Source organism: Vibrio sp. 10N.286.48.F5, assembly GCF_041469785.1.
Taxonomy (GTDB): domain Bacteria; phylum Pseudomonadota; class Gammaproteobacteria; order Enterobacterales; family Vibrionaceae; genus Vibrio; species Vibrio crassostreae_C.
The window spans coordinates 95,181-117,498 of the sequence record NZ_JBFRLG010000030.1; the positions used below are offsets into that span (position 1 = coordinate 95,181).

Annotated in this window: 14 protein-coding genes; 7 read left to right on the forward strand and 7 right to left on the reverse strand. The window is 42.1% G+C overall.

From position 1 onward, the window contains the following. The first annotated feature begins 364 nt into the window (after window positions 1–364). Both AB4185_RS16535 and AB4185_RS16540 read left to right on the forward strand, forming a co-directional pair. The gene (locus AB4185_RS16535; RefSeq protein WP_017061462.1) at window positions 365–976 is read left to right on the forward strand and encodes a toxin-antitoxin system YwqK family antitoxin; all 612 of its coding nucleotides are present in this window, start codon (window positions 365–367) and stop codon (window positions 974–976) included. A gap of 1,304 nt (window positions 977–2,280) precedes the next feature. Beyond that, on the forward strand, window positions 2,281–2,994 hold the full coding sequence (locus AB4185_RS16540) for an oligogalacturonate-specific porin KdgM family protein (RefSeq protein ID WP_010438391.1): 714 nt from the start codon (window positions 2,281–2,283) through the stop codon (window positions 2,992–2,994). A 134-nt stretch (window positions 2,995–3,128) separates the two neighbouring features. Here the strand turns inward: AB4185_RS16540 and AB4185_RS16545 are convergent, their stop codons facing one another. The 3 genes from AB4185_RS16545 to AB4185_RS16555 all read right to left on the reverse strand — a co-directional run bounded on the left by AB4185_RS16545 (window position 3,129) and on the right by AB4185_RS16555 (window position 6,732). Continuing rightward, window positions 3,129–3,872, reverse strand: a complete 744-nt coding sequence (locus AB4185_RS16545) for a 3'-5' exonuclease (protein WP_102332126.1) — start codon at window positions 3,870–3,872, stop codon at window positions 3,129–3,131. Continuing rightward, a complete protein-coding gene (locus tag AB4185_RS16550) occupies window positions 3,872–5,734 on the reverse strand; it encodes a DUF294 nucleotidyltransferase-like domain-containing protein (RefSeq protein WP_102332125.1) in 1,863 nt (620 codons plus the stop codon). The genes AB4185_RS16545 and AB4185_RS16550 overlap by 1 nt, the downstream gene beginning before the upstream one ends. Window positions 5,735–6,012: 278 nt before the next feature. Then, entirely contained in the window at window positions 6,013–6,732 is a 720-nt protein-coding gene (locus AB4185_RS16555) for a FadR/GntR family transcriptional regulator (protein ID WP_017072471.1), read from the reverse strand. Window positions 6,733–7,074: 342 nt separating this feature from the next. Here AB4185_RS16555 and AB4185_RS16560 point away from each other — a divergent pair, with 342 nt between their 5' ends. The 3 genes from AB4185_RS16560 (at window position 7,075) to AB4185_RS16570 (ending at window position 10,264) form a co-directional block, all read left to right on the forward strand. Beyond that, window positions 7,075–7,851 (forward strand): SDR family NAD(P)-dependent oxidoreductase, encoded by a 777-nt coding sequence (locus AB4185_RS16560; RefSeq protein ID WP_102332124.1) that lies wholly within the window; start codon window positions 7,075–7,077, stop codon window positions 7,849–7,851. Window positions 7,852–8,025: 174 nt separating this feature from the next. Next, window positions 8,026–8,748, forward strand: coding sequence for a FadR/GntR family transcriptional regulator (locus tag AB4185_RS16565; protein ID WP_017063624.1), 723 nt, complete (start codon window positions 8,026–8,028; stop codon window positions 8,746–8,748). Between the two features lie 148 nt (window positions 8,749–8,896). Then, complete coding sequence (locus tag AB4185_RS16570; protein ID WP_080582237.1) at window positions 8,897–10,264, forward strand: MATE family efflux transporter; 1,368 nt, start codon at window positions 8,897–8,899, stop codon at window positions 10,262–10,264. A gap of 230 nt (window positions 10,265–10,494) precedes the next feature. Here the strand turns inward: AB4185_RS16570 and AB4185_RS16575 are convergent, their stop codons facing one another. Next, window positions 10,495–11,532, reverse strand: coding sequence for a polysaccharide lyase family 7 protein (locus AB4185_RS16575; RefSeq protein ID WP_102332123.1), 1,038 nt, complete (start codon window positions 11,530–11,532; stop codon window positions 10,495–10,497). Between the two features lie 538 nt (window positions 11,533–12,070). Here AB4185_RS16575 and AB4185_RS16580 point away from each other — a divergent pair. Further along, the gene (locus tag AB4185_RS16580) at window positions 12,071–12,931 is read left to right on the forward strand and encodes an oligogalacturonate-specific porin KdgM family protein (RefSeq protein WP_102332122.1); all 861 of its coding nucleotides are present in this window, start codon (window positions 12,071–12,073) and stop codon (window positions 12,929–12,931) included. Between the two features lie 189 nt (window positions 12,932–13,120). Then, complete coding sequence (locus AB4185_RS16585) at window positions 13,121–14,926, forward strand: hypothetical protein (RefSeq protein WP_102332121.1); 1,806 nt, start codon at window positions 13,121–13,123, stop codon at window positions 14,924–14,926. A gap of 691 nt (window positions 14,927–15,617) precedes the next feature. Here the strand turns inward: AB4185_RS16585 and AB4185_RS16590 are convergent. From AB4185_RS16590 to AB4185_RS16600, 3 genes are all read right to left on the reverse strand, one after another. Beyond that, complete coding sequence (locus AB4185_RS16590; RefSeq protein ID WP_102332120.1) at window positions 15,618–17,186, reverse strand: polysaccharide lyase family 7 protein; 1,569 nt, start codon at window positions 17,184–17,186, stop codon at window positions 15,618–15,620. A 421-nt stretch (window positions 17,187–17,607) separates the two neighbouring features. After that, entirely contained in the window at window positions 17,608–19,359 is a 1,752-nt protein-coding gene (locus AB4185_RS16595) for a polysaccharide lyase family 7 protein (protein ID WP_372135677.1), read from the reverse strand. 238 nt (window positions 19,360–19,597) lie between these two features. Continuing rightward, window positions 19,598–21,469, reverse strand: a complete 1,872-nt coding sequence (locus AB4185_RS16600; RefSeq protein WP_372058043.1) for a methyl-accepting chemotaxis protein — start codon at window positions 21,467–21,469, stop codon at window positions 19,598–19,600. Window positions 21,470–22,318: the final 849 nt, after the last annotated feature.

A 22,318-nucleotide genomic window follows, 5' to 3' on the forward strand; every position in this document is an offset into this window, starting at 1 on the left:
ACCACCTAGGAGCGCAATTCCTCAAGTCAGTGCAGTTATCCGCACTAAATTTCGACCAAAACCCCGAAAAATATGAACAAAGTCTCTAAAAATCGAAGATTAATCGTTAAAAACTATTATTCTTGACGATCAAAGCTTAAAGAAGAGCAGCAAAAATATCGTTAGATATAATTTATAAAAATGAATTAAACCAATATATTTGTAGTACAAATAAGATCGATAATTTGCTTTTAAAAGTTCCCTATATTAGGCAGCCAATAATGAAAACTTGAAAACCACTATTAGATACTGACAGGGATACACGGAAGTGAAATGCTTTTAACACACCCGTTACACTTTCCCCGTCCAATAAAAAGGTGTCATTATGAAGAAATACGTTCCAATCTTAATTGCTCTTAGTACGGTATCTTCTATGAGCTATGCAGCAACACCGCGTGAAGATGCTGTTGACTACTTACAGATGCGTAAAGGCGTGGCTTACCAAGTAAACCATTCAAAACCTTTCACTGGTCAATTTGAAGAGAAGTTCGATAACGGCCAAGTCGCGACCCAAGCTCAGTTTGCCGATGGCTTAGAACTTGGGCTAGAAACTAACTGGTATCCGAATGGCCAAGTCGCTTCTAAAGTGAATTACGTAAAAGGTGAACTGCAAGGCAAAGCTGAAACCTGGTATCCAAACGGACAGAAAAAAGCAGAACTCAATTATAAAGACAATGAACTATCAGGCACCGCCTCTCGCTGGTATCCCAATGGGGAACAAAGCTTGACAGCTGAATACAGCGACGGACAAAAAGATGGATTGGTAACGGACTACTACCCGAACGGTAATAAGGCCAGCCAAGCGAAGTTTGATGAAGGTGAAGTCGCGAACGGAAAACTTACTCGCTGGAATACTAACGGTGACAAAGTGGAAGAACTGACCTTTAAAGATCACAAAGTCACCTCTAAACAGGTGTGGATGCCTACAGAAAGCTAAGCCTCAAGAACAGCTCTCACGGAGCTCTTTGATATAACTAAACGCCTGCTGTTAAAGTTTGCAGCTACACGTCTGCAACTAAGAGACAAGAGAAGAGAAGAGAAGGGAAACGAACATTCATGTGATTAAGCGTGAATGTTCGTGGCTTTGATGCTGTAACAGACTCACTTGAGCGTGTTGTCATCAACCTAAAAGCCTATTCTTAAGCCGCGGTTTACACGCTTATTGAGCCGCACACGACTCTCTACTCAAATTTCAAATAAAAAAACGCTCATGTTGCCTGTATCAACATGAGCGCAAGGGTAGATCTTCGACTACCATCTCCTACCTTTCTAGATGAAAGCAGAAGTTATAATTAGAATAGTTGGGAGCAATAATCAAAATGCTCTTACAAGCACTTCAACGATTTCTTCTTTTTCATCAGTTTAGAGCGACTATATCCAATCGTTCTAACTCCGATCTCTATAGCAGGCTGTGTAACTGCCTTGCCTACTACACTTCAAACCTTTTTTGATTGAGGCTTTTTATCCCCTCACGGCAAATACATCGTACTTTTAGGTATGTTAACTTTTAGACTATCTTCGCTTTTAAACTATCTTCGCTTTTAAACAAAGCCTTAGCCCTAAAACCATCATCCCAATGCAGCTATGAACCATAAGTTCATCCATTCACGTCGGTAGTCACTTAAAACTAACCGACAGAATCACTACCTAAAACCATACAGATGCATGTGCACCTGTTTAACGTACTGACGATATGAGTTGCCACATAAAGTTAGTAAATAATAATGTATTACAAATAAAAATGACAACTAAAGATTCAATTTTTTGCTGTAGCGCACATTTATTGATAGACAAAACTCAGAAAATCAACATAACCTGAAAAATAACCATTAAAAAACAAAGGCTTAATTCAAACCCTAACTTTGTAACCCTTTGTAAATAGTGGTTTTATCATGACAACACGATCTAATTCACAGAACCTCACCATTCTAATCGCTAGCATATTTGTAGTATTTTAATTCAAAAGAAAGAGTAACCCTACACACGAAAACAAACGTCATCGCATTGAGCGTATAACTCCGCTTTACCTAAAAGCCGGCGTTGCTAGGGAAAACCCTGAATGGTGAAACTGGCAACTTAGACAGACTTTAGCAAGTTCACAATGAAAAAGAACTTAGCGGAAATATGGGCTCAGCGCGACGTAGAACGACTTTACCCAAAACTTTAATCCCAATACAACAAAGGGCTCAACGTTGGTCCTTTATTAACCATTTTTTATTTAGATACAGTGGAAACAATAAAATGATAAAAACGAATAAAGTAACGCTTGCAGTATTAGCAACTCTTTTTGCAGGCAGCGTGTCTGCGGCATCACTAGATTTTCGTGAAGAGTACAAGCACGATTCGGAAGAATGGGCTGGTCGAGTGAAAATTGGTGGTAGCACAGGTAATCATTACTACGGCGTAGAAATGAAGCACAAGGGTAACCTAAGCGAACTTCAACGTGGTGATAACGAATTTGAATACGGCTACCACTTCAAATTCGATAACAACTGGCGTGTAACAACTTCAATGCCGATTACTTTCGGTGATGAAGCGGTAACTTACAAACCGCAAGTACGTGTTCAATACAAATTTGATTCAGGTGTAACAACGAAACTTCGTTACCGCCATGAGTTCCGCAATTATGCATCAGGTAAAACTTCAACAGGCCTTGATGGTAAGCAACACGACTCATTAAATGCCGGTAAAATTACGGGTAATATCGATTACAACTGGAACGCTTGGCAGTTTGGCTTTGAAGCAAACTACAAAGAAGATTTCTTTAATGACGAATGGAAAATGGGTAACAACGGCGAGTACGAGTGGGACTACAACATGAAGATCGGCTACAAAGAAGCAGATTGGAGCTGGCGCCCATACGTAGAATTTGGCAACGTTCAATGTACAAGTGATACGGTGTGTGACTCAAGCCGTCAACTACGTAGCCGTGTAGGTATTACTTACAGCTTCTAATCGATAGCTACATGAATAATCTAAGATAATTACTGTCCTAATTTTCTAAGACCTAAACAAAAGCCAGCTTAATCGCTGGCTTTTTTTCCTTTAAAATCAGTAAAATAAGAGCCGCGCACTTGCAGCTCTTTTTCCTAGTGACTAATCCGATAGAGAAAGGCAACGGTCACATTATCGTTAGGCACAACTCGCTTCTGCTGAGCCAAAAACAATTCCGCTGTCGAAACGGCATCGGCTAATGCATTGTGGCTGTTGTACTCAGGAAGCCCGTACCTTTCGCGAGTCCCTGCCAAGGTTAAATCGACTTCTTCATGATTGCTGATCGCTTTCTCCATGCTTTTCTCAATACACAAGGTATCAAGCCAAAGCAGAGGAATCGCTCTTAAACCGTAGCAGCGAAGAATGTATTGGCTAATGAACTTCTCTTCGACTACACACGCGTGCGCGACGATAATCTTGCCTTTCGCTGCTTCGAAGAAAGCGAGCATCGCATCATGAATAGATGCGCCCTCTTCCAGCATCTGTGGTGTGATGTGGTTAATCACCGCAGTTTCAGCGTTAATCTGAGAATCATTGTTCAGGTAGATATGCTTGGCAGAAGCCAAATCGATTCGTCCTTTCACCACATCGACCCATCCCATAGACAAGATAAGATCTTGTTCGCTGTCTAAGCCTGTGGTTTCGAGATCCAACACGATATAGTCGCTGTCTTTGGCCAAATCCGTCATTTCAGGACAAGGCTGTTCTACCAGATCATGTAACGCTTCTGGCAGCTTAACCGTACCCAAATATTGCTTACGCTTGCGTTTAATTCGTTCAAGCGGGTGAAAATAGTTTAGCATTCGTTTTAAACATTTATTAGTTGAACATAGCTTCATTAACGTGCTCCGAAACGAATTTTCGCCGCTTCTTGAAGGTCAGCAATGATCCTAAAGGCATCTTTCAAGTGTTTACGCTCAAAGCTACCAAAGCTATCTGGGTTGATGTTGTTGTCAGGCACATCCCCGTTCTTCAGCGCTTCAAGTTGATGGCCAAAACGGAAAGAGAGAATGAACTGGTAAGCACCCAGAATGTTCTTGAATGCATCGTCGCTCAGCATGCCTTTTTCATTGGCAGCAGCGAAACGTTCGTCAGTCGCCGACAAATCGCACTCCACAGCAAGGCCATAAATACGCGCTAAGTCGATAATCAAGTTGATCGCGTACTTCTTCACGTTCAACGTTTTCTTATTCTCACCTGACTTCTCTAGCACTAAGCTATTGAAGATGCCAAGTGGCGGGTTGGTATTGACCGCGTCTTTCACTAGCGTGCTTAAAAACTCACGGTTACCGCGAATATTGCTATGCAGCTCATCGCGCAGAATACCTTCGAACTCACTGTTGCCGTAGATAGTACGAATTTCTAGGAACACACTGATATTAAGCAAGCGTTCGTACTCTGGGTTAGCCACCCACTTCTTGTAGTAGTGCTTCCATACACTGAGTGGCTGACACCATTTTGGCGTCGCAGCCATGAATTTACCTGGACATAATGGGTAGTGACAGCTTGCTAAGCCGTTGGTCACCATCATCGATAAGTGTTTGAAGTAAATACGGTCACTGTCGGTTGCATCGTCAGCAAGAACAATCGCGCTGTCTTGGTCCGACAACATATGCACTTCATTACGTGCGTGCGATCCGGCTACGATCCAAGAGAAATCACACGGTGGTGGGCCTAACTTATCAATCGCTATTTGAATCAATCGACGGGTGTAGGCGTCCATAATCATGGTCATTACCTTGCCGACGGTTTCAGGCGCCACTTTACCTTCCACCAGCGCTTCAAAAATAGCTTGTCGCTCTGAGGTGAACGAAGACATGGTTTTCACGCTGCCCGCGTATTTGATTTTCTCGATCAAGAATATCGCTTGAACACGGTGGTTTTGAACCAAATGAGACGTAGTAAGAAGACCAACGACCTTATTCTCTTTCACAACGGGCAAGTTACGGATATTAAATTGCATCATGATAGAGGCCGCATGCAGCACCAGATCATCCGGTTTTACAGTAAGTGGAGAGTGCGTCATTACCTCTGAGATCAGGCTATCAGTACTCACGCCGTGGGCAATCACTCGCTTAGTCATGTCTCGGTCGGTGATCAAACCAACAATGGTTTCACCTTCATAGATCACGGCACACGGTGAGCGTTGATGAAGCATTTCAACCGCAACCGACTGGATGGTTTGCTCAGACTTAACAATTGCCACCTGCCCGCTTGCCACTTCCTCAACTTTACGAATGAACAGGCCTTTCTCTTTATTCGACCAGACCACATCCAGTGCCGACTTCAAGCGAACCTGCGCCTGTGAAGCAAAGTGTTCTGCGCAACTTGGAAAGGCTTTGAAAAGCGTTTGAAGTGCCGAGTGTGGAATCACATAAAGTAAGGTGTTTTCGATTGAGACAGCTCTATAGCCTTTTTCGTCGTTGACTTCAGAATCTAAGAACGTAAAGCCAAACAAATCTTCACTGCCTAGACGGGCACGAAGCACACCATCCGATTTTCGTTGCTCCATAGAGCCCGTTCGAATGATATAGAGCGATTTTTCCTTCCCAGACTCACACAAATCGACCACATCTCCCTTGCCGAGATAAGTAATTTGCACGTTAGAGGCAAGTTCGCGAAGTGCTTGTTTAGGGATTTTATCGAATGGGTCGATTTGACCTATGAATTGAAGAATATTTGGCAGTAGAGACTGGGGCATAATCACACTCACAATAATTTAATTAGTATTATTATATAACTTAAAATACTGGTTACTAGTGCTTTTAACGAAACAGCAAATAATAGATTAAATATTGGACACCAGTCAGGTTTTCATCAAATTTGGATGCAAAAAAAGCACGTATGGAACGTGCTTTTTAGAGGTCACTGCTGAAATTAGCTTTTGAATAACCGTAATTTTAACTTTGACTACCCTAGTTTTACGAGAATGCCCTCTCGAATGCAAAACGATCAAAGCTAAAATAACAGTGAAAACAATTAACTAGCGGCTGGTAATCTGTGGTTTGTTTCTAACAGGTGACTTGCTGACGCGTGGCGTGCTTTGTCACTATTACCTGCCATGATTGCTTCATAAATCTGGCGGTGTTCGTTAATACAAGTACTTCCCTCTTCAGAAGAGTGAGAAATAAAGTTAACAAACATGGTCGTTAAGATGTTACCAAATGGAAGATAGAAGTCGTTACCTGTTGCATTGAAGATCAGGCTATGGAACTTCATGTCGATATCTAGCCAACGCTCTTGATCAAGCGTTTCTTCGCTAGAAATTTCTACCATTTGTTGGAAAATACCAGACAGCTCAATGCGTTGTTCTGCACTCGCGAACTGAGCAGCTAAAGCACACGCTTCTGGTTCAATCGCGCGGCGTAAACCCAAAAACTGATGACAGAATTGGTCTGTATCGGCCAAACCGTCCATCCATTCGATCAATTGTGGATCTAAGAAGTTCCAGAATGCACGGTCAACAACGCGAGTACCGATCTTAGGACGAGATTCTAATAGGCCTTTTGAAGTCAGAAGCTTAACCGCTTCTCTTAATGCTGTTCTACTGATACCAAATTGCTCACACAGAGCCATCTCACCAGGGATAATAGAACCTTGAGGCAAATTGCCCGACAAAATACCACGGGCGATTTCACGTGCAACTTGCACATGAAGGCTTCGCTTAGAGCCTGAAATAGAATTGAAAGAGCCAGCCATGTGTCTACTTACCGATTAGATATGTATTATTTAACTCGGACTATAGCACTGATTTATATCTTCACCAACACAGCATCAGAATAACGTGAGGTCACTACCAGTAAAGGTTGGAGCAATATTTCACAAACCTGCTCATCTTTAGGTTTATAAAACCAATTCAACCTATTAATTCATACAAATAGTTCTCATTTACTATTTCAATGTATGCGTGAACTCACAAAACCACCCTTACTCTCACTATTTATGTCGGTAATAACCCGTTTTTAGATAAACACCCTTGAATATAGCAAGTGTTATTGTATGATTTATTGGCGTGAATAATCTACAATATAGGCGGCTCTGATGTTTAACGATTTAAAAGGCAAACGCATTCTAATTACTGGCTCTACTGCTGGTATGGGTTTAGCTACCGCACGTGTCTTTGCAAAATACGGCGCAAAAATCGGCATCAATAGTCGTGCTTTCAGCCCAAAAGTCGATGACGTTCTATCTGAACTTACCGCACTGGGTGGCGATGTTGCCTTTTTTCCTGCAAACCTAATGGACACATTAGAGTGCGAAAGGTTAGTCAAAGAGTTCACTGATCATTTTGGTGGCATGGACGTGTTGATTAACAACGCCGGTGGCCTTGGTGGTCGCGCCAATCTAGAAAATATCGATGATGAGTTTTATGAGCGCGTAATGAACCTTAATGTTCGCTCTGCGCTGATGACAACCAAGTTCTCTATTCCTCACTTACGTGCGTCTGCCGCAGAGTCTGGCCAAACATCGAGTGTTATTAGCACGGGTTCGATTGCCGCTCGTGAAGGTGGTGGTGTGGGTGCTGGTGTATATGCCGCATCGAAAGCTTGGTTACACGATATCCATCGGAACTGGGTAAAAGAATTTGCTAAAGACAATATCCGTTTCAACATAGTTTCACCAGGCACTATCGATACCGCATTTCATGACGGCAAAAGCGATGAGCTAAAGTCGACCATTGCTAGCAATATCCCTATGGGTCGCTTTGGCAGTATTGAAGAAGTAGCACCTACTTTTGCTTTCTTTGCCTCACATGCTTGCAGCGGTTACATCACAGGTCAAATCCTAGATGTTAACGGCGGACAAATAACGCCCTAGTTAGCTGGTTTATATAAGCTCACTCAGCGATTTAAGTTCGCCACACTATATAAGGTTAACAGACCCGAGTAGATGAGGGAAAACCTCACACTAAATTCGACGTATACACTGACACTAAACACCAGATTCGTCTGGCTTTTAGTGTTTTCAAAGTTTCAATTTCAGGTGGTTTAAATGTCAATATTTACATTGGTGGAAGATTCAAGCCGCCGAATTCATGTTCAAGTGGCGAGACAAATTGCTCGCAAGATCTTGTCAGGCGAGTTAGAAGAAAATCAAAAGTTACCCAGCGAAATGGAGCTGTGCGAAATCTTTGGAGTGAGCAGAACTGCCCTTCGAGAATCAACTAAGCTACTTTCGGCAAAAGGTTTAATCGAGTCGAAGCCAAAAGTGGGCACTCGTATCAAACCGAGAACACAGTGGCACTTCTTGGACCCGCAATTGCTGTACTGGATCCAAGATTTAGAAGATACTAAACCCTTCTTGTCTCAATTTTTAGGCTTAAGAAAAGCGATTGACCCGGAAGCGTGTGCGCTCGCTGCAACCAATGCAACTGTAGAGCAACGCAAAGAGCTTTCGATTCTTTTCCAGAAAATGACCATCGCAGCAAATAGCTTCGATTATGAAGAGTGGACGACCAACGATCACCTGTTTCACCAAACGATTTTCTTATCGACAGGTAATCAATTTTACATTCCATTCGCGAACATTCTGTCGACTATCTTCAAGCAGTTTATCGACCACTCCGCTGAAGGCGGTCGCTTCTGTTTAGAAGAACACAAAGCGATTTACGACGCAATAATGTCTGGCGATGCCAAGCAAGCTCGAATTGCTTCTCAAGTCCTGCTAGACGATGAGAACCAAAAGCTCTCTAGGGTTGAATTAGCCATCGCATAACCGAGATTAACCAAACTGACTTGTTTTTCAAAGACACAAGTCAGTCTTGTTTTAGCACCCATTTTTTAACCATCAACTACCGTAGTGTTTTCTTCTTTAAACGCTCTACTCCGCCACCTCAGAGAAAGCTTACGGTTATACACATAAGGTGTTGTTTGTGTCTTCACAATCGTACGTAAGGAAAAATTTCTCTCTCGCCTGGCCCCTCGCCTTAAACGGTATCTTGATGCAGTCGATGTTGATGATCGACACACTGCTTGTCTCTCCTCTTGGTGAAATCCCTTTAGCTGCAATGGGGATTGCGACGACTATCGTTGCCTTTGTACTGGGAATTCAAATGGCGCTGGCAAACGGTACTCAGTTAGTATTAAGCCGCGCAGTGGGCTCTGGCATCGCCGCATCATTATCTAAAGCATTTTGGGCAGGGTTATTTATCAACCTTGGCGTAGCAACACTATTTTGGCTTCTACTTACTTTTTTCGAACAACCCTTGATTCAAGCTTTAACAGATGACGCTTCCCTTCACTTAGAAATCAGCCGCTATCTAGACATCTCGAAATACATCGTTATTTTTACCGCGTTAACGCAGGTGATCATTGCTTTATTTAATGCGCTAGGCAGAACTAAAGTCCCATTCAAAGGTTACTTAATTGAACTGCCTATCAATGCTGTACTCTCATATGTGCTGATTCATGGTTTTTCTAATTTTGAAGGGATTGGAGTACAAGGCGCTGCATTAGGCAGCATTATTGCAATAACGATCCGCTTGCTGTATTTGGTTTTGTGCGTGCATTTAAGCTCAGCGATTTCACTCAAATTAGACGCTCAGCGCTCTGAATTCTTTACCAACGTTCGCCGTCACTTTATCGAAATATTCCCTGTAGCAGCGAACGTGACCATGCTTTTGATTGGCGCAACGATATATCAATTGTTGTATTCGCAACTTAACATCAACGCTTACGTAGCGATTACTTTGGTGATGCCTTGGATTAGGGCTGTCTCTCAATTTATTACCGCTTGGGCTCACTCTTCCGCAATTACTATCAGCCAAGCGATTGGCTCTAAAAAGATGGATGACCTAGTCAAAAACGTCGATACCAGTATTGATATTGCGGTCGTCATTTCTTTTGTGTGTGCAATCTTGTTCGCAGGATTAAGTCTGGTCATTGGTGACATTTACCCGAACTTGGATGAGTCTACCTATCAAGCATTGGCCGTTATCGCCCCACTCTACATCTTCTTGCCGATTGTCCGTGGCTACAACACGGTTCATGGGAATGTATTAAGAGCACTAGGAAAAACGACCGCAGTCTTCAAAATCAACTTTACTGGTCAATGGGTAATTTCAATTCCATTGTGTGCATTGATCATCTTTGGTTTAGATGGCTCTATCTTTTGGGCCTTTGCTATCCAACCATTCGAAGAAGTCGTTAAAGCTTTCCCATTCCGTCACTTAGCTCGAAAGTCTCTAAAGGAGTTTGATGCCGACAAAGCTAAAGAGTTGATGTATGACTAAGTCCGGTATCGAGTCGCCGTCCTAAAATCTTTCTACGCTTTCTGATTACAACCTTGTCTTTTGACAAGGTTGTATTGTTTCAGCTGTACCGTTCATTGGTAAGCTTCATTGTACTCTCGCTGATACCCGGCTCATCTTAAATCTCATAGAAAACAAAAAGACCACTCAACATTCGGTTCAGTGGTCTTCGAAAACATTCCTTAAGGCCTGTTTCTAACTAGCCTTATGTACTATTTGCCGTTCAACTTTAGTGCCGAGAAAGTCACACTGTTATAGTCGCCATTCTTTTTATCGACAGCGAAATCGCCAGTACCGCCACAACCTGGCCCCCATACAGGGTGAGAATCGCTCACGCTACATTGGCCGTATGCGCCCGCTTTGTAATAGAAATCATCTTCAGCATAACCCGTTGGTGAATCAAGCTCATCAATACCCTTGCTCAGATCGATTTCATACTTAACCGTATCGTGACGTTCTGTTTCAAACGTTAGGTACATCATGGTGCCTTTCACTTCCACTTTGTAGCTAAACTCTTCACCAAGAGCAATGCCTGCTTCACCCGGTTCCGCTGGGTTTTCCCAAGTGTTACCCCAAACAGGGTAAGCTATATCGGCACGGTTAGGATCTTTTTTCTCTAGGTTACGCTCATAGTTCCAAAATACTGAACCCATTTCTTGGTCAGGAAACTTCTTATAGAAGATCTTTAGTGGTTCATTACCATGCCCATAACCGGTTCCAGCTTTGATTAGCTCGTTGTGTTTTTTAGCATGAATCTGACCAACAACCACCGAGTGAGCTGGGTACTTTTCTGGGAACTTAGCGTTAACTGAGACGTGATTAACTTTTAATGTCGCTTCTAATGTTCCGCCAACAGCACTGTATTCACTAGCCGCTGGGTGACTCGACAGTGCCCACTGGTTTCCTTTATCAGCCGTATCGATAGAGAAATCTGCGCCTCTTGGCATTTGTCGTAATTCAGAACGCGCATTCTTCGAGTTTTTCGTCGTAATCGCTTGGTTCTGCACTTCAAATACAAGGTTGCCGTCTTTATCAAGATGGAAGAAATCACTATGTGAGTAGCTCATCATGGCTACCCCTTCTATTTCATCAACACGACCATCTTCATTAATATCTGAAGGTATGGTTATTTTCCAATTATGCATATCGAATTTATCGGCAGGTACGGGGGAAGAAACACCGTTATTTGCGAAAGTAACCATTGGTACAGTCGCTAATAGCGCCACTGCTAATATGTTTTTCTTAAACATGACTCATCCTTTATTGTTAACAGATACCGAGTACACACTCAGTACAGAAACCACTTTTGAACACGAATTAGTACTAAATATTTTCTCTTCGACTTAAATAAGCCAACCGATAAATAGAATTTACATTTAGCCATTTTGTAACTTTTATTAAACATCTGGCTATGGTTTATATTTATGCCTCTCAACATGCTCCCTATGTTTAAGCCACGATGGTTAAAATCATCATTATTAACATATAGAAACACTTAATATTTGTATTATTTTAACACATGCAAAAAAGTGAGTTTCTAAGGTTTGTGAATATGAGAAGTACGTCATGATTGATTTAATACACAAGCCCTAAATTGAGATATTCATAACATTTAGCTATATATTTGGGCCATTAGTCAGAACTTTTTGATAGATCTCACAGAAATCTGACTCAATAATAAATACCATATTTGTCATACATTAATTTAATACCATGTAAGGTATTGGTTTGTGAGCCACGGGTACATTGGATGTATCCAGAATAAAAAAATAATAGTGAGACAAAGGTATGAATTCTGTTACAAAAATTTCTGCAGCTGTTGCATGTACTCTTTTAGCGGGCACAGCTACTGGTGCATCTCTTGATTATCGTTACGAGTATCGTGCTGCGACGGATTATACAAAAACAAATGGCGACACGGCTCACGTAGACGCTCGCCATCAACACCGAGTGAAGTTAGGTGAAAGCTTTAAACTGTCAGATAAGTGGAAGCACTCAACGGGCCTTGAAGTTAAATTCCATACTGACGATTCTTACTACGACGCAGATTCTGGCGAAGTTAAATCAGCAAACAGTAGAAGCTTCTATGACGGCAATTGGTATATTTACGGTATGGAAGTAGAAAATACAGCAACTTACAAAGTCGATAACAACTGGTATCTACAAGTTGGTATGCCGATCGCTTGGGACTGGGATGAGCCGAACTACAACGGCGGTGACTGGAAGATGAAAAAAGTCACTTACAAACCTCAGTTCCGCGTTGGCTATAAAGCAGACATGGGTTTAACGACCGCAATTCGTTACCGTCATGAATATGCTGATTTCCGCAACCACACACAATTTGGTGACAAAGATTCTGAAACTGGCGAGCGTTTAGAATCAGCTCAAAAGTCTAAAGTTACACTGACGGGTTCTTACAAAATTGAATCTCTACCTAAGCTTGGCCTTTCTTACGAAGCAAACTATGTAAAATCTTTGGATAACGTACTTCTTTATAATAGTGATGACTGGGAATGGGATGCTGGCTTAAAAGTAAACTACAAGTTCGGTTCTTGGAAACCTTTTGCTGAGATTTGGTCTTCTGATATCAGCTCATCTTCTAAAGATCGCGAAGCAAAATACCGTGTTGGTGTTGCTTACTCATTCTAATTAGAAATAGTCAATTTATAAAATACCCTCTCCTCTTGTAAATTTTTGGGGCATATTTTAAGCACTTTATTTAAATAATAGGATGTTCTAATTAACGTTAGTTTCATCCTAATAAATATTTAACGACTATTCATTATCTACTTCTTATGTGATTTACATATGGATTTAATATCATAAAGAGAATATTTTATGCAGATTTCTAAAGTCGCTACAGCTGTTGCTCTTTCGACAGGTTTATTATTCGGTTGTAACAGTGATGGTTTACCTATCCCGACCGATGGTTCTACTGATCCAGGTAACCAACCTTCAGCATTAACTACGGGTTACTGGCAAATCAGTGATGGTAACTCCGCTTCAATATCCGCGTCATCAAATGCTGATCTACCAAATGTTTATGTTTTCCAAGAAGATGGCAATCATAAATACTATGACGATGATGATGACTTAGGTACTTACACGATTAAAGATGCAAGTGCTTCTACTAATAATTATGATGAAGAAGCCGGTACGGTCTCTTTCACATATTATGAAACAGGCACATCAACGATCGAAATTCTAGATGGTGTTTTTTCTTTCGATGACGCTGGTGCTCTGAATATTTCAGATAACACCACTGGCATAGACTACTCTGGTTCAGACCAAACTGCGACTGACGCCGTACAAGAAGCTATCAGTGAAGCCAATAAAGCAAATGGTATCAATGGCTACGTTCAAATCTTGGACACCAACAATGGCGGTGTAAAGAATGATGTGGGTGAACTACGTTTGAAATTGTCTGACAGCAGCACAGGGGCAACAGTAGACAGTATCGCATCAGGAAAGGTAACCGTTGACTTAATCTACCAAGTAGATGAAGACACCGAGCAAGAAGCGAATGGTTCAGGTAACAACGCTTATATTAGTCTCTACGCTTCTGGTACTTCTAACACTAATTTACACGGCGAAGTTATTTTTAATGCTGGAGAAATTTTCTACCGTTCCACGGTTACCGATAGTAGCGGTAAACCTCAAATTCCTGATGAGCCTGTAGGCACTTACACTTTAGGTGAAGATCTCGCGGTTGAAATCAGTTGGGCGAGCGGTTACTACACATTCAAAGTCAATGACACTGTATACGACAATAGCGGCAACGGTTTTGAGGCTTTCGACAAAGCTGCCGTTACTATCGTGTCATTGAAGCTTGGTGATACTTCTAACACAACACACTACGAGTTAAACGCTGACAACTTTAAAGTTTATTCGAATGACACAGCTTCTGATGAGCTAGTGTTTGAAGATAACTTTAACAATTACCCGAATGGCCAAGCGCTATCAGGTAATCCGTACAACAACAATACTGCGGAAGCGACAGTTGTTGTTGATGGCGGCAATACTGAGCCTGACCCAGATCCAACGGACAACCAGGTGGCGGCTATTACTGATACGGATACTAGCGATACTGGCGAATTACGTTACAAGTTTGATTCAGGCATGACGACGGGTACACATAAAGTTTCGATGTACTATGATGCTGCTGAAACTGAGTCTGCATATGTTTCTTTATTTGATTCAGCTAACTCTACCAGTTCATTAATCGGAGAATTCAAAATTGATGAAGGGAAGGTCACACTCCGTGGTGAAAGCACTCAAGTCACGACATTCACTCCAGGTACATGGATTGACCTAGAGATGTCTTGGGACACATCAAGCTTGAGCGCTGCTGGTACTTACACCGTGAAAGTCAATGGTACAGAGTATGGTCCTTATACATCACAAAACACTAATCCAGGTGTGGAAGTCACTGCGACAACCATTAAGTTCTCATCAAACAGTGGAACAGCGGATACGACTTTATACGTCGACGACTACAAGGTTTATTCCGATACAGCAGGCACGACTGAAATTTTTTCTGATGACTACGAGAACTACAGTATTGGCGCAGATTTAAGTGCATCGCCATACAACTCAAGTACATTCTCTGCAGTTGTTGCTGAAGATCCTCTGAATGCTGAGTAGTCAGTTTAGTTAACTTAAAACTCTGTCAAAAATGCCGTCTTAGTGACGGCATTTTTATTTCCATTCAACTTCACTAAATCATTCATTTGGCAAAACTAACTCGCAAATAGCCCACTGACACTCTCCTTTAAGAGACTTGCCAATTCATGACAAATTCAAACCTCGAAAGCTCATCAATCGCCGCGTTGACTTCTCAATGTCATCAAGTATTTATGTTGCTTTGGTACATGTCACTTTTAACCAAGGCTAGAAATGGCTCTGTATAATCCTGTTGCAACTGCAAACTCCTCCCTACATCGAAACCAAGAAAACTAACCTGTTTACATAGGGTTAGGATTAATCACGTTCTAAAAACCAACCTTAAACACCTAGCCATGAGTGGTTGAGAATACTTCATGTGTAAATACAAGCTCGTACGAGCGACCTAAGCTTATCGTTCCCAGTATCATTGCATGTAACCGCTATTTACTAAGATAGGCACGTGAGGCGAATGGGAAGCTGTATTGAAGATTGAGCAAAGGATAGGGAGGCAAATTTAGAACTGAGCACCAAGGCCAACCACTAGCCCTCTACTTGATCTATTTAACGGCCTAATATTTCCTCTACCTAAACAGCAAGCACAAAAAAGCCTCCAAACCCTGAGGCTGGAGGCTATTGCGATAACTTAAATATTAAGTGTTATTCGATCAGATTACTTTTGGTATTGATCGTGCGATACGTCTAGCTGGTAGAAAGTCGCTTGTGAGTAATCGTCTAGGTCGCCGCTGATGTTTTGGTTGTAAACACCTGCTTTGAAGTACATGTACTTGCCGCCTACGTCGTAACCGCTGTTGCTCATATCAACCACTTGTACAACGTCGTCTTTGCCTTCACGCATTAACGTTACAGTCATCGTGTTGCCTTTAACGTCAATACGGTAGCTGAACACTTCGCCAAGTGCGATACCATCGTCACCCACTTCAGCCGTCATGTCGCCCACTAGAGGGTAGAAGTCCTCTTTAGTTGCATCTTGGCTTTCGTGTGCGAAGTAAACCGCACCCGTTGCTTGGTTTGGCAGTTTACGGTAGTACAAACGAATTGGTTCATCGTTTTGATCGTGAATCTGACCAATGATAAAGCGGCCTACTTCGTTCGCATTACCTGTTGTTGTTGCGTGATCGATTTTCAACGTTGCTTCTAAAACGCCATCAATACCAGCAGCAGCTTCTAAGTCAGACTCAGGTGCGCTTGAGAATACCCAGTTGTTCTTGTTAACACCTTTAGTGCTAATAGACTGGTCACCACGGCGCATCATTTCGCGAAGCTCTGTACGCGCATACTTAGTATTTTTAGAGGTACGAACACCTTTCACGTAAGACTTGAAGACTAGACCACCATCGTCAGCTGTGTAGAAGATCTCTGGGTGTTGGTAACCGTTTGCAAGGTTCCACTCAGAAACATCATCAGGCTTACCGTTTTTGTCATGGTCGAATGGTTGAGATAGGTACCAATGCGTCATGTCAAAGTTTTCGCTTGGCGCGTTACCTGCAACTGGTGTCGCTGGCAGGCCTGTCGGAACTGGCAGTGCACTGCGTGTGTCACATTCAACTGAGGTCTCACAAGGGTAAACCGCTGCTACACCAAAGTTACCTGAACGAAGATCTTTGCGCGCATCTTTACGTGCTTTTTCCACTGCTTTCATTTCAGCGATCATTGCCGCTTCTGCAGCTACTACGTCTGAAGTAATGATATGGCTAGCGGGACAAGCGTTAATGTTACAGTTAACCGCAGCTAACCCTGTCACACTGTTCCAACCATTTTTGGTGTTACCGTGACCAACGTATCTTACGTAGCGCGCTTGCACTGCTGGCTCGAATTGGAAACGCTCTAGGCCGATCGCTTTACCTGAGCTCAGTTGGTTTTCAAGTACGGTTGTCCAGTTTTCGCCATCGACACTTACTTGAATATCAAATTTAGACTGGCGCTCGTTACCTTTGCTGAAAGATGCTTGAACCGCATCAAATTCTTGTACTGAACCATAGTCTAGTGTTGCCCACTCACCGTCACCCGCAGATGACCAACGTGTTGTTAGGTCTTGGTCAATGAGACGATCAGGTCCGTTACCATCATGGCTACTAGCGGCAACAGCAACTGGCGTCAGAAGCGCTTCACCAGTTTCTTTGTTATTTGGGAAATCAACAGTCGGTGTGCTCGTGCTCGCACAACCAACTGCAAGTAAAATAGAAGAAGCGAGTAAGGTTTTTAGAGTAATTTGTTTCATATCTAATCCATTATTATAATACAAAGACAGCGTTCGTAAGTGAAAGATAAATTGGCAAACACGAGCTATAAGGCGTTTTCTCTCTCAGTATTTGCGATAACACAAAAATATTACGTAATCTTATAATACAAATAAAACACTTCGTTGAATAAATGAGACTGGGAACACTTTTCGCTTTTTCCATACTTTAACTGGATCACACTTCCTATTGATAAAAGACAATATATAAGAATTGAGAATACGAAATGAGATAGCAAGGCCAGAACAAGCGAGCTGTAATCGTGTGTATTTTCAGGGTTCGGGCAAAATATTTGTCCTTCCAAACACATCACTGTAAGTGTCCAAAAACAAAAATGACCACATTGTAGGTATCAATATGGTCTTCCTCATTACCGACATGGCTCATCAAACATCAGAGAACTCAGTTATGCTCTGCTCTTAGAGAACTAAAGCTCACATCAAACACTTCACCCACATAGTCGCTATCAGGCTTAAACTGCGGATAGATGCCCGCTTTGAAATAGAAAGCGATGTCTGTCGATGTCCAATCTGATGTTAACGAAACCGTGTCCCCATCTTTATCTGTGTAATCTTGTCCCCAAGGGATTAAATGAGAAACGGTGTTGGTTCCATCTAAATCATGAGTCGCCAAGTAGATACCGTCTTGATTGGCACGAATCGTATATCGCCACTCTTCACTTGCCGAATAAGTCCCTAACTCGACACTGAACGGGTCACAATGATTACAGTCTTGGTTGTTGCGCTCAAAATCAGAGTTCAGTATCACTCTTACTGGCTTACTCTCGCCTTCCCATAACAGTTTCACCAATGCTTGATTGATCTTCCAACCATGGATTTGTCCAAGTACCACTTTTGGATCTTGATTGTTGATGTTCGGGTAATCTTCAATTCGCAAGCTTGCGGTTAACTCGTGACTGGTAGCGTTCGTTCTAGTGTCGTCCAAATACCAACTTGTATCTTCATCGCTGGTGCTACAATCCGGTTGAACACTGCTTTGATACAACTCCCTGAGCTCAGAGCGAATATAGCTAGAGTTTTGGGTAGAGGTGCCGTATCCCATATCCGCTCTAAAGTGCATTCTTCCTTCATCAGTATTGAAGTAAGAAAGATCAATATCACTGTCGTACACATCGCTGTCATTTGAAAGAAGATCTTTACTCGATTCACAACGTTCTGGTTCTAACTCAGCAGCACTGTCACCACCGCTTCCATACCAATCATTCTTACTCGGTGGAATAGTCAGCTTCCAATCATTAATGTCCCAATCGTTTGATCCATCGATTTGAGTCGTGGTGTATCTCAACGCCTGATAGTAAGCAATCGCTTCACCATTCTCAAATTGGTTATAGATACCCGCTTTGAAGTAGCTCAATAAATGCTGCCAGTAAGCGATGTCTTGATTCACTTTTACTTCATCATTCACTTTGAGCGACAGTGTGTTCTCATAAACAGAAAGATCAAATTTGGTAAAACTGTCCAATTCCGCCTCACCTAAATCGTAGCGATTGTATGACGTGGCATAACAATCCGAAGAGTCAGCAGCGCTGCTACAATCAATGGCATTGTTTTTCATGACTGCCCAGTAGTGACCTGTGAGGCCATCTCGTTCTTGCTCCCAAACCACACGCAATAGCGGATGAGGGATATAACCCGTACCACTCTCATCAGTCCCCTTATTGTGTATCTGCAGCAACGTCACTTCATCATGGTCGGCAGGTGAACTCGCCATTGCATGCTCGATATCAGGTAAGCTTATTTCCGCATACAAGCTTCGTCTTACACCCGTTTCATTGATATCGAAGTTTTCTCCCTCACGAACCTCAGAACGCATCTTATAGTTCGCCATTTTAAAAATTAGGTTTTCCGTCTCTTCATCTGCGTAAAAGTAATTACTGATGTAACCATCGAAATCGCCATCTTTCACTTCAGAGGTTTTGTTGCCCTCTGTGCCGTTAGGATCCGATACCTGAAGGTCAGAACTGGAGAGGATGTTTTGATACTTAGCAATATCATAAGGCGCAACAACGCCATAAGACGTTCCTGGACTGGTGTTATCAGAAGGGTCATCGCTATCACTTGAGCTATTTGAACTGCTTCCACCGCAGCCATAGGTGAGTGAAGCGAGAGCGACGATGAGGGTTGGCTTATTCACATTTATCTCACTTATCCATAAGAGTAGAGTGATAAGATATATTTGTACTATTTTATGTCAATTATCTATTTGTCATAATGTGAGATGCGACAAATGAGGTGATATGAGGTGGCGCTACCGAGGATTTAGAGACAAAAACAACGCAGAAAGGCCACTCTAAACTCGACAGGTTTGGAGTGGCTCTCAGGCTAAAAGCCACAATTAAAACATTGATTTTTAGTGTTTATTAATAGAAACGTTAGACTTTAAAGCTACTCATTAGCTCGCTAACGCTGCCATTCAGTGTTTTGATTTCAGCCGACTCTGTCAGTTGATCTTGGCTTAGCTTATTGAGTTCCTCAACGAAGCTTTCAATCTTATGCATGTTCTTAGCGATACTATGAATCAAGGCATTTTGCTCGACAGAAGAAGCAGAGATATCGTTGTTGAAGTGACTCACGGTTTTCATCTGTTCCGTCAGCTTCGCTAGCATGTTTACCGCTTGCACAACTTGAGCACGAGTCATCTCACAATTGCTCTTCGTTAACTCGATCGATTTAACCAAGCCATCCGATTTAGATTGCAACCCAGATAACGCCTCTTCGATTTCAGAGGTGCTGATTTGAGTTCGGTTTGCTAGCGCACGGACTTCGTCAGCCACGACAGCAAAACCTCGACCATGCTCACCCGCTCTCGCCGCTTCAATTGACGCATTCAATGCCAGCAAATTAGTTTGTTCCGCAATTCCTCCAATCACAGACACGATAGACTGGATGCTCTGCGTTTCATTCGCCATTGAGCGAATATCATCAGAGGTGGTGCAGACTTGCTTCTCAAGATCACTGATATAGGTTTCCGTCACGGTGTTAATTTGTTTCGTCTCATCACTGAACACAGCGGCCTCTCTTGCTGCTTCTGCCGCCGACTGAGAACTCTTCTCGACTTCGTTTGATGCTTCAGATAAGCCGTTAATTGCAGAGACCACTTGAACCGTTTCATCAGTGTGAACTTTCAGTACATCGCTGGTTTCTTTACAACCTTCACGAATACTCAGTACCTTAGTATCGAGATCCGAGTTCTTAAATTTGACGTCCTTAACCATCTCTTGCAGACCAATGATGAACAAGTTGATGTCTTTGGCGATGTGTCCTAGGTCGTCATTACCTTTCTCTGCGAGCCTTTGGGTCAGGTCGCCATTACCTTGAGAAAGGTCGTGAACAATCTTACGCAATGACACGATTGGGCGGTAGAAACGATTCAGGAGTAAAGTCATCAATATGACCGACCCCAACACACAGGCAATAATCAGCATTCGAGCATCCGACATCACACCATTCAGCTGATCGAGCGCAAGTTCAGGATCAATACTAGAAATCATGTACCACTCTTTCTGGCTGCCAATATCGACCTTCTTAGCCATCAAGATTCGCTGATTACCATCAATCATACCTTCAATGAATTGGTCAGGTAGTTCAATAGCTTCATTGAGTTTCATTAAGGCGTCAGCAGAAGATATATTGCTCTGTGGAAGCACGTTTTCTATTGTGGATGCAATTACCATCCCTCTCTCATCCACGATGATACCTTTGGCTTCGTAGATGCTATCTAGCTGTTTGAGCTGAGTTTCCAAATCATCAAATCGAATGTCTGCCATGATGACGCGATCTTGATAGGTGTAAGTCACACCAATCATAGGTACTTGAGTACTCTTGGTGAAAAACAGATCACTAAAAGATAAACCTGATTTCAATTTCGCTTGTTGATACCAAGGACGAGTCGTTGGGTTGTATTTTTCTTTGATTCCAACACCGTTTGGGAAAGACTCTGAAGGACGAGAAGTGTAAGAACGACCATCATCAAAACCCACTACAATCTTGTCAATACCACCGAGCTTAGCGGCAAAATGCATCAGCGCTTCGTTTGGTACTTGGTATGGGGATTTCATGAACTCTTGTGCAACGGAATTGACCGTATCGATGGTGCGCTGGACGGTGCTTTCAATCTGATTAATTTCTATCGTTAACGAGTGATCAATCTCGTTATAAATCGTTTGGTTTACTTGATCAGTCGCCAAGTTAAGCGTGAACCAGTTCGTAAATGCCAAGGCACTGGAACTGACGATCGCCACCATTAAAATCAATTTTCCTTTAAACCCTAGAGACAATTTTGAATTCATAATCCATATCAACCTATGTCTATTATTTTTATCCGAATGAAATGGTCATTTTTTAGATATTCGAAGATACGGGAAGCAAAACTTGTTCATGCCGTTCCATCGTCACAACCATCAATTTAATTAATATTGTATGTTTAATTGACTGCACTTTCTGTGAGCAATCTTGACATATCAAAACTGGTTAAAATCACCCTGTGACATAGGTATCATTTATGAGTTTGAACTTTTAACATGATTAGAAAGGAATAATTAACCAATTAAAAATGATCAACTTTCAGATTATTACCTCACAACTTCGCCGATAATGCCTCCACTCAAATTATTCATATCACTTTCGGTCACCTGATTAGGAAAGTGAGCCTTAGGTCACATTTTCACTAACCAACCATTCACTCAAGGCATTCAATCTTAAAATTTATTTGTAATACAATAAGCCTTAAGTTATGGTGTATTTGAATCATAACTTAAGTTCTTTCTGGATGCTTTTGTTCAGTTCAAAGTGATAATTGAAGCAGCCGCTTTAAGGTCATTGAACTCGTTTAACGTAGAAACTGTCGGGGGATCTCGTTATTCGTTTTTTCACTTTCTATTGATCATTTGTTTTTCCAGACGGCTCGTCCGAACATGCCCATACAGTCACCAGCTGTGTGGGTTTTTTTTACTTTCTTTTCAGACCCGATATACGAGCGGTGTTAAGCCATCGCCAACAATCAGTTAAGTGCACTGGTTTAAGCTTGCGAGGAAAAGTGAGTGAGTTGGTGCTAGAAAGGCTTTGAATTTACAAATAGATATAGATATAGATAT